We start from the raw sequence: 8,288 nt of genomic DNA, 5'->3' as shown, positions 1-8,288 counted from the left end.
TGCGGGAATCCTGGGAGGGTGCTGGGATGAAGATGACGGAGTTGCTCCGGTACGACATTCCGCCGGAGGTGATTCAACTGTGGCAGGCGCGGGAGAGCGAATGCCTGCTGCCGGTGCAAGAACTCGCGATCAAACGCCATAACCTGTTTGGAACCCCCAATTTGCTGATCCAGGCGCCGACGAGTTCGGGTAAGACCTTCGTGGGCGAGATGGCCGCTATTCAAACCGCCTTACGCCGCAAGAAGGTGGTTTATCTCGTGCCATTGAAGGCGTTAGCGGAAGAGAAATACCTCGATTTCGACGAGAAGTACACGCCCTACGGCCTCAAGGTAATCATCTCGACGCGCGACCACCGCCATTTTGACGCCCAGTTGGAGTCGGGAGATTTCTCCATCGCGATCGTGGTCTACGAGAAGCTCAGTCAGGTTCTGGTACGGCGGCCGGAGCGTTTCACGGAAGTCGAGTTGGTGATAGCCGACGAATTGGAGCTGCTGTCCGACCCCGACCGCGGGGCCAACGTGGAACTACTCTTGACCCAGATCCTGCAAAGCGGCTGCCGGGTGATCGGCATGTCGGCGGTTCTGGGCGAGGCGGATAAACTCGCGGCCTGGATGAAGGCCGAGTTGGTGCAATATGACCGGCGGCCGGTCGAGCTGAGGTACGGGGTGCTTCATGAGGGCCTGTTCCGATACCGGACTTACAATGAGTTCTCGGAAGGCCAGGAACGGCTCATCGACACGGACCTCGAATGCTCCGCGTGGGAAACCCTGATGGAGAACGTTGGAGCCTTTGTGGCGCAGGAAGAGCCCTGTCTCATCTTCGTCAAAGCGAAACACGAATCGCGCCGCGGAGCAGAACTGCTCGCGCAACACCTGTCGCTGCCAGCCGCGGAACAGGCCATCGAGCGACTGCAAGACCTCGAGAACACCCATTCGCGCAATAAACTGCTCGAAACGTTGGCGAACGGCGTCGCGTTTCACAACGCCGACTTGTCTCCTGAGGAGCGGCGTACCGTGGAAGACGGATTCCGCCAGGGCGAGATCAAGGCGATGGTATCGACCAGCACGCTGGCGATTGGCATGAACCTGCCGGCCCAGAACGTCTTTATGACCTCGGAGAAATGGCAATACGACAACCGGTTCAGCATGCCTTGGAAAACGCCGATTCTGCGGGGCGAATACGAGAACATGGGCGGCCGCGCCGGGCGCTACGGCTCGGGCAAGGCGTTCGGGCGCTCGATCCTCATCGCCCCCACCCCCTTCGACCATGAAACCCTGTGGCGGCGGTATGTGGAAGGCGCTCGAGAAAGCATCACGCCGCAACTCGCCGAGACCCCCCTGGAAGATCACGCGTTGCGACTGGTGGCTTCGCGCACTTGCACCAGCGGGGAGACCCTGCGGCTCTTTTTCGAGAGCACCCTGACCGGTCAATGGTTATGGAGCACGGCCCTGACCCTCGAGGAAGTGGATTTCCGGGTCCGAGCCGCACTAAACAGGGCCGTCGACGCGGGAATGTTGACCCGGGTGGGCGACCACGGGCTCGAGGCCACTCCCTTCGGGCACGCGGTAACCGCAAAGGGCGTCACCATTGCCACAGGCCTGCAACTGGCGGCGTGGATTCACGAATCGGAAACGCGCCATTGGAGCGCGACCGATCTCCTGCTGGCCATGGCGCTGACCCCCGACGCGCGCGGTCCCTACCTCTCTCTCACGACCCGGGAATATGACCACTCCGACTATCCGGGACGTCTCAAACGCCTTACCATGGACGAAGACCTCTCGGCCAACGTACCGTTGAACCGTCTCCGCAACTGCGACCTCATGCCCTTTTTCGAGGAAGTGCGCGCCATCAAGTCAGCCCTGGTGATGCTTGACTGGATGGACCAGGCCGGCTTGTATGACATCGAAGAAAAATTCCGGGTGTTCGCAGGCCAAATCTTCGCAACGGCGGAGCAACTCGGCTGGCTGATCGACGCTACCGCCACGATCGCCGCGGCCTTTGGCGCTCAAGAGCGCTTTATCGAACGGCTGCTGCTCTACGCGGAACGCGTGCAATGGGGCGTGCGCGAAAACCTCCTGCCCCTTGTGCGCCTCCGCCTGAAAGGCGTCGACCGCAATATCCTCCTGGCATTGGAGGCGCACCGTCTTGATACGCCCGAGAAGCTCTCCGAGGCATCGGAGCCTCACATAGCGCGATGGGTGGGTAAAGCGAACGCAAAAATCATCAAGACATGGGCGAAACAAGAGATGCAACATACTCCGCCCTCCACTCCCGCCGCGCCAGCACCCGTGCTCATAGTCGACGAACGCCATCCCGGCCAAGTCGTGGTCGATGGACAAATCGTGCGCCTCCAAGACAAACAGTACCGGCTGCTGAGGGTCTTGGCCGAAGCCCCAAGCGAATGCGTGCCCTACGACCGCATCTACGAGGCGGTCTGGGGAGATGTTGTGGTGGAACCCAATCAAATGCATTTTCAGAAACGAAAGGTCCTTGACCGCGTTAAACGCGTAGCTCCCGCCCGCGGCAACATCATCCGAACGATTCCCAAACGCGGGTTCGTCCTGGAACTCTCCCCGGACGAAGTACGCCTGAGCGAAAGCGTTTCCGCGCAGAGTGCCGCCTGAACGTACAAGACCAAACAAGAACAACCCGAGCAGGGAAACCACCCCTGGCAAATTCAATAAATTCAATTACGCCGAAACCGAGGCCTTGTCTGCAAAGAGATCATTCTTGTGGTATAATTTTGATGCAAGAATACGGTGCTATTTGTAGGTTGCAATGCCCCAATTGAAGTATAGGAACCACCTCATAGCGGCGAAGTTACCCGATATGCGGTGTGTGAAACGCGCGGAAAAGCCGCCAGAAACCGCTAAAGAGTTATTTGACAGCGAGTTGCGAAAAACAATGAAACTTGGCACCGACTTTGCATATCTAATATGTGGAACAAGTTGAAGCATTCATAGCCACAAGGTCTCCCCCTCGGCCTACTGTGGCGTATGACCCGGTCTGAAGTCCCCCAACTTCAGGCCCTTCCCTCCCCCGGGACCGGGCGTCCTCCCCAGCGTCCGGTCCCGGAAGCCCCCTTTCCAAACCGCTTCCAGACTTGCAGAGAATGCCGGACATCGCTATAGTCTCACCCAGACCGCATACGAGTACAGCTTCCCAGGAATATCAGCGTTCAGATGTCTGTTACGATTCTTCAGGGTAAGCGCTTTATAACGAACCAGTTGCAGGGAGTAGGGCAGATGCAAGGGAGAGTCTCTCGGCGGCGTTTTCTCACAACCGGGGCGATGATGGCGGCAGGCGGCATGTTCTCGTGCAGTAAGGAAGCACCCCTCCCAGCCGGCGCACCTCCACAAGCCAAGCCAGAAGAAACAGCCGCAGCCTTAAAGCCGGCGCCGCAGCCAAAGGGCCGGGTTATCATTCTTGGATTCGATGGCGCCGAGCCGACCCTGGTCGAATCCATGTTGGATGCCGGACGCCTGCCCAACCTCAAGAAGCTGCGGGAGACAGGCGCCTTTATGCGGCTGCGGTCCACGATTCCCCCTCAGTCTCCGGCGGCATGGAATTCCTTCACGACCTGCAAAAACCCCGGCGGACATGGGATTTACGACTTCATCCGGCGCAACCCGGCCACGCAGTTGCCCGACATCGGCACATCCAAGTTGCTCCACCCCACCAAGCGGCACGACGGGACGGTCGCGGACCGGGCAAAGGCCATCGGTTTTCGCAAAGGCGACCCATTCTGGGTGGTAGCGGACCGCGCAGGGATCCGCTGTAAACTGTTTAATGTGCCATACGCTTTTCCGGCCGACTCCTTGGAGCACGGCAAGATGCTCTGCGGCCTGGATGTGCCGGAAATACGGGGCTCTCAGAACTCATTCTCCGCATTCTCCGATGCCTATACCCCCGAACAGCTCGAGGAAAACATCTCGGGGGGTGCGCGATACGCCCTCGAGTTCGTGGACGGCAAGGCTGCCGTCGCCGTTCGGGGCGCGCGGATCCCCAAAGCGTCTCAAAGGGAGCGCTCGGAGGATACGGAACTCCCGTTCGAGTTCACCGTGGACCGGAGCGCGCGCACCCTGACCGTTTCTGCCCAAGCCAACACCGTTACCCTCGGAGAAGGGGCTTGGTCGGAATGGCTCGAGTGGACCTTCGAGCCCGCGCAGGGGTTTGAAGTCAAGGCGATAAGCCGGTTCTATCTGATGGAAGCGGGCGAACGGGTACGTCTGTACATGTCGGCTTTTCAGTTTCATCCCGACGCGCCGTACGCACCCATGAGTTGCCCCGAAGGCTATATGCACGAGCTCAGAGAACGCTACGGGCTGTTCAAGACCTTGGGCTGGGCGCACGAGACCCATGCTCTGCGCGAGGATGAACTGACCGAAAAGGGGTTCTTGGAAGACTCCATGCGGACCATGGAATGGCGGGCCATGTTGACCCTCGACGAACTCGAGCGCGACGACTTCGATGTGCTGATCTCCGCGTGGACCGCCACCGACCGCATCGGCCACATGTTCTGGCGGTACCGGGACCCGGAACACCCCATGTACGACGCTGAAGGGGCAAAGCTCTACGGCCAAGCCCTCGAACAGTCCTACGAGAAAATGGACGAAATCGTGGGCAAGGTCATGCCGAAAATCCAGGAAAACGACCTGTTTATCGTGATGTCGGACCACGGATTCGAGACGTTTCGCAAAGGATTCAACATCAACACGTGGCTGGTGCGTAACGGGTATGCCGCGGTGGAAGGCCAGGACGCTCCTGAGACGGCGGTGGGCGAAAAGGGATTCCTGATGGACTTCGACTGGACGCGAACACGGGCGTATGCCATCGGGTTGAGTTCGATGTACCTGAACATTCAGGGACGTGAACGCAACGGGATCGTCCCGCCAGAGCAAGCCGATGCGCTTATCCAGGAGTTGCGTGAAAAACTGCTTGCGGTCACCGATCCCGATACCGGCGAGAAGGTGTTCGAAGAATTGTATTCCCGGGACGTGTATAGCGGCGTGGCCGTCCATGACGCCCCTGACATTTCTCTGGGGTACGCGCGCGGTTATCAGAACACGAAAAGCGCCGCAAAAGGCGCCATTCCGAAAGAACTCCTGATACCGAACCTCGACAAATGGAGCGGCGACCACGTGGCGTCCAACTTCTCGCGCATCCCCGGCATGCTGTTTGTCAACAGGCCCCTGGCAGCCGAAGAACCCGATATCCGCGACCTGGGCGTGACGACGCTGGCTTACGTTGACGTGAAGCCCCCGGAAGATTTCGAAGGACGCAACCTGGTCTAACCCGGACCATTCCACGCTGGGGCCGCCGCATGCTGTTGCTTGCAGCGGAACAGTGCGTCATGTCAGGCGAATCTGGCCACGCGCGCATGCAGTTCTTCGGTGCGCGCCAGCAGCTTGATGAGCGCTTGGGCCCTGTCGGGTTGTCCCTGTTCCTTCGCGGCCGCCATCGCGGCGCTGAGGGCGTCCGCGAGACTGCGAAGTTGCCGGCCCATTTGCTCCGCCATTTGACGCTCGGTGGGGACCCGCGTGTTCAAGATTACGTGAGGCGACAGCCGCAAACCGGCGTCGGCGAACACTGCCTCGGGAATTCCTTGTGCCGCAAGCTTGAGCGGCTCGACGACTTCAAACAACTCGTGGTGCCGCAGAAAGTCAAGCAGCTCGGCGTTGGAGAACTCGCCCAGCTCTTCCTCGCGCCGCAGGTGTTCGACCAGGGTATCGAAAGGAACAAGCGGATTCATGGCCTGCTTCAGGAGACTCAGCGTACGCTGTTCGATGGCTTCGAGGTTCATGGAACGGACTCGCGTTTCAAAGATGCCGGGAAGCGCCCGCTATTCTTCCAGCAGGTCGGTATCGTGTGCCTTCCAGGTATCCGTGTCAATTCTGATGGTCTTTATTTCATGCGGAGCAAAGTGGCTCGTCACGCTTTTGCCCCACTGAGGAAACGTGATTTGGACATCGCCCGCCGTACCGTCGGTCTCGTAACCGCGAATGACCAAATCTTCTCCGGTTTCACTGGGCTTCATCACGGAAAGAATAACATTTTCGGCGGTGGTTTCCATAAAGGCCGCCGTGGGAGGAAGAGTTCCGGGATGAGCGGATTCCCCATGGACGATCGGCAGTTCGTTCAGCGCCCAGGCTTTCCGCGGCACACGGGCAGCTTGATAGGTCCCCGAGTGAGGGACGAGGCGGAAATGCATGCGGCGCCAGCCCTGATCCATGATTGGCCACGGGTAGGAAGCATCCACACGGCCGTTGTCATGATGGGCGTAGGCGGGGCTGCGCAACAGCGTCTGCCGCAAAACGCCTTCGCGCGCATCGAAACCGTACTGGGCGTCATTAAGGAGAGCCAAACCGTATGGCGAGCCGCCGATGGTCCCGGTGAGATCGAGCCACTTCTGGCAGGGCACTTCCTCGCCCCGGGCCGCACGCTCTTGCACGCCGTACGCGGTATCGCAGGTAACCTCGCCTCCCTCGATCCGCGTTTCGTAGGCGAGTTTCAGCATGGTGTAGCGTTCCTGCCAGTTAATCCGAAACCGGCAGTCGATGGTGTCGGTGAACCGGTGAAGGGTCACGTACGTTTCAGCGCACGAGCGGCCATAAGATGACGAGACCAGCACGGTTGCCCGCACATCACCCGCCTCCAGCAGCGTAAGGACCGCATTGCCAAAACGGCCGGCCTCGACGCGGAACTCGTCATACCCGTGGCTCCAGGTGTCGGACGAATCGACCATTGCCGCCAGCACATTGCCCTTATCGAGCACCTCCACGCCATTCTTCTTGTCAGACAATCGCGAGATGTGACCGCCATAGGGGTCAAACTCGATGCGCCACCAGCCGTTCTCGAGAAAATCGCGGCCGGCTTCGAGCATACCGGAGACTCTGGTTCCCTTCGCGCCGGAACGGAGATGGTAGCAGCGGTATCCGAAAGACGGCAGCTCGGCGGTGAATGCATAATTCACGTGACCTATCCGCTCGCCCCGCACCACCTGCATGGGCACTGTTTTTCCGCGGTCATCGGCAAGGTGAAGCGGCTGTTTCAGAGCCCGCGAGGTGCTCTGGGGAGCAACCAGCGTCTCCGTGACGGGCCAAGGCAGCGGATTAAACGCGACGATCGTATTGCCTTCCGGGGAGGTGTCGATCTCACGCGCTATCACCTGCAGGGCCTGGTTCGCGGCATCGGTTGCAGCAGCCCGCGCGGCGCCTTGCTGGTCGCGCGCGTCTTCGTATGATGATTCGAGGCAGGTCCCGGCGAGAATGTCGTGAAACTGGTTGTAAAGCAGGTACTGCCACGCTTGGACCAGCCGGTCTTTCGGAAAGGGGCGGTCGAGGAGCAGCCATGCCAGCGTCGCGAACCGTTCCGCGGTCATCAGTTCGTGTTCCGTGCGGCGGTTCATGAGCTTCACGCCCGAATGGGCGCTGTAACAGCCCCGGGCATGAAACTGAAGGTCCGTGGCGATGACGGGGAGCCGTGACGCGTCGGTCGTGGCCAGAAATCCCTCAAAGTAACCGATAAGAGTGGAAAACTCGGCGTTGGGCAGGTCGCTTCGCCGCTGAGCCTCCTGGATCTGCTGGATGGCTTTTTTCGTGGGCCCTCCCCCATGGTTCCCCACGCCGTAAAAGGCGATGATGTGACATTGTCCGGGATTGAGATGCGGGTTTTGTGCGATGCGGCCGATCCGTTCCAGGGTCTCAGAATCGGCGTTGTAGGTTTCCTGCAGGTTACAGGCCAATATCCGGGAGCCGTCTTTGGCTTCCCACCAGAAAGTGGTGCCTTGGGGATAATCCCTCTCGCGGATTGCGTCGGGGCGCATGTAGACGTAGTAGTCGATACCCATCTTCTTGTAGATTTGCGGCAGCGTGCCCGCGTGCCCGAAGCTGTCGGGATTGAAACCCACGCGCGCCCGTATGCCGAATTCGCGCTGCAGAAAACCTTGCGAATACAGACCGTGGCGTACGAAGGACTCGCCCTCAGGCAGGTTACAATCGGGCTCGACCCACCAGCCGCCTGCGACTTCCCATCGCCCTTCCTTCACGCGTTGGCGAATCTCCTCAAACATTTCGGGGTCGCACTCCTTCACCCACGCGTAGAAACAGGCGCTGCTCGCAGTGAACCGGAATTCGGGCGTCTCATTCATACGGTCGAGAGCGCTGCGAAACGTCGCCCGGACTTCCTCGTATCCTTCGGTCCAGCGCCACAACCAGGTGGGGTCGATATGCCCGTGGCCTATCATGTGAACGGTTTTCTTAGGTGATTTGCCTGCCATGGAATCTCCC

Annotated in this window: 4 protein-coding genes; 2 read left to right on the top strand and 2 right to left on the bottom strand. The window is 59.8% G+C overall.

From position 1 onward, the window contains the following. Together PLJ71_02125 and PLJ71_02120 are read left to right on the top strand one after the other, a co-directional pair. Positions 1–2,624 (top strand): DEAD/DEAH box helicase (locus PLJ71_02125; GenBank protein HQM47450.1); only part of this gene is annotated, 2,624 nt, incomplete at its 5' end. A gap of 621 nt (positions 2,625–3,245) precedes the next feature. Further along, a complete protein-coding gene (locus tag PLJ71_02120) occupies positions 3,246–5,294 on the top strand; it encodes an alkaline phosphatase family protein (protein ID HQM47449.1) in 2,049 nt (682 codons plus the stop codon). Positions 5,295–5,356: 62 nt separating this feature from the next. On the opposite strand, the gene PLJ71_02115 is transcribed toward PLJ71_02120, so the two are convergent. Both PLJ71_02115 and PLJ71_02110 read right to left on the bottom strand, forming a co-directional pair. Further along, complete coding sequence (locus PLJ71_02115) at positions 5,357–5,803, bottom strand: hypothetical protein (protein HQM47448.1); 447 nt, start codon at positions 5,801–5,803, stop codon at positions 5,357–5,359. A gap of 39 nt (positions 5,804–5,842) precedes the next feature. Continuing rightward, positions 5,843–8,278, bottom strand: a complete 2,436-nt coding sequence (locus PLJ71_02110) for a glycoside hydrolase family 38 C-terminal domain-containing protein (protein HQM47447.1) — start codon at positions 8,276–8,278, stop codon at positions 5,843–5,845. Positions 8,279–8,288 lie beyond the last annotated feature (10 nt).

It is taken from the genome of Candidatus Hydrogenedentota bacterium (assembly GCA_035416745.1).
In the GTDB taxonomy this organism is placed as follows: Bacteria; Hydrogenedentota; Hydrogenedentia; order Hydrogenedentales; family SLHB01; genus UBA2224.
The sequence above is the reverse complement of the archived record's forward strand: the minus strand, read 5'-3'. Positions and strand labels throughout refer to the sequence as shown.